Here is a 1,823-nt window from a genome sequence, read left to right as displayed (position 1 = left end):
CCCTGGTTCAGCTGAGCCGTGAAATGCCGGCGAAGTGCGCGCGCACTTCGCCCCGCCTGCATCTGCGGCGGACAGAGGGGTTCCCGCCACTAGGGCGGGAATGACGGTTGAAACGTCAGACACCTGCCCCCTACGGGTCGCTTCGCGACCGTCTTCCCCCGGAGGGGGAAGATAGTCTCATCTTCCCCCCGAACGGGGGGAGGACGACCGGCGACAGCCGGTCAGGTGGGGGCTTGCGGCGTCGGCCGGCTTCAGGCCCCGGCCATCTCGGCGATGACCTTCAGGGCCGCTTCGCGCGGGTCATTGGCCGAGGTGATCGGACGGCCGCAGACCAGGTGGCTGGCCCCGGCGCGCAGGGCCGCTTCCGGGGTCGCGGCGCGGGCCTGGTCGTTCTTGGCCGACCAGAAGGGGCGCACGCCGGGGGTCACCACCAGGAAGCCGGGGCCGGCGATCTCGCGGGCCAGGGCCGCCTCGTGCGGGCTGGAGACCACCCCGTCGACCCCGCAGTCGATGGCCTGGCGGATGCGCCGCTCAACGAGGTCGCGGGCCCCGAAGGCATAGCCCATCTCGACAAGGTCGGCGTCGGTCAGGCTGGTCAGCACCGTCACGGCCAGGATCTTCAGATCCGAGCCGCCGCGCGCCTGCACCGCCGCCCGCATCACCTGCGGCTCGGCATGGACGGTCAGCAGGTCGCAGCCCGCCCCGGCCAGCACCCGGGCCGAGCGCTCGACCGTCGCGCCGATGTCGTGCAGCTTCCAGTCCAGAAACACCGACTTGCCCTGGCTTTTCAGCTCGCCCGCCAGGCCCATGCCGCCGGTGGCCAGCAGTTCCAGCCCGATCTTGTAGAAGCTGACCGTCTCGCCCAGCCGCTCGACCATGGCGCGGGCCTCGTCGACGGTCGGCAGGTCCAGAGGAACGATCAGGCGCGGATCGGCGGTCATGGGCGGGTCCCCGGGGGTTGGCGCGCGCGGCCGATCACCCTACGAAGGGGCCGGGACCAGACGCGTTGGAAAAGGTAAGGACGTCGAATGACCGAGGCCAATCTTGCCGTCAACTTCTTCGTCGCCCTGTTTGCCCTGATCGACCCGATCGGCAATGTGCCGCTGTTCGCCGCCGCCACCCTCGGCGCAGCCGCTGCGGGACGCCGGATGGTGGCGGTCTATATCGGCCTGTTCATGGCCACCTTCCTGGTCTTCTTCTATTTCACCGGCGTGGGCCTGCTGGCCTTTTTCGGCATCTCGATGCCGGCCTTCCGCATCGCCGGCGGCATCATCCTGTTCATCCTCGGCCTGGACATGGTGCGTGACGACTTCACCACCATGTTCGCCGACGCGGCTGAGGGCATCGAGGGCCAGTCACCGCGGGTCTATGCCAAGGCCCGCTTCGAGCGCCTGATCGTGCCGTTCGCCATGCCGCTGCTGATCGGGCCCGGCTCGATCTCGACGGTGATCATCTATGCCGCCGAGGCCAAGGAATTCGGCGCGGCCGGCATGGGGATCGGGGTGGCGGTGATCGCGGCCGTGTCGCTGGTGACGGTGCTGACCTTCTGGGCCTCGCCCCTGATCAGCAGGGCGCTCGGCCGGATCGGCATGAGCATCGTGGTGCGGGTTCTGGGCCTGATCCTCTGCGCCCTGGCGGTGCAGTTCGTGATGGTGGGTGTGGCCGACGCCACGCGCGGCCTGGTGCGCCAGGATGCCAAGGCCCCCTACGCCGAGAGCAAATAGGGCAACGTCAGAACCGGTCGCAGACTCAGGGCCTGCGGCGGCGTCCCGGCTTCCGCAGAACCGCGATTCCGACTACCACCGGGAGATGACCCTCTCCGA

2 protein-coding genes are annotated in these 1,823 nt (G+C 69.3%); one reads left to right on the top strand and one right to left on the bottom strand.

Annotated elements, in window-relative coordinates:
• Nucleotides 1-251 precede the first annotated feature (251 nt).
• Entirely contained in the window at nucleotides 252-941 is a 690-nt protein-coding gene (pyrF, locus tag DBR10_RS12680; RefSeq protein ID WP_108505355.1) for an orotidine-5'-phosphate decarboxylase, read from the bottom strand.
• Nucleotides 942-1,028: 87 nt separating this feature from the next.
• On the opposite strand from pyrF, the gene DBR10_RS12675 reads away from it, so the two are divergent.
• Entirely contained in the window at nucleotides 1,029-1,724 is a 696-nt protein-coding gene (locus tag DBR10_RS12675; protein WP_108505356.1) for a MarC family protein, read from the top strand.
• Nucleotides 1,725-1,823: the final 99 nt, after the last annotated feature.

This window comes from Caulobacter sp. HMWF025 (assembly GCF_003060965.1).
Classification (GTDB): Bacteria; Pseudomonadota; Alphaproteobacteria; order Caulobacterales; family Caulobacteraceae; genus Caulobacter.
This window is presented reverse-complemented; position numbering and strand designations above follow the sequence as displayed.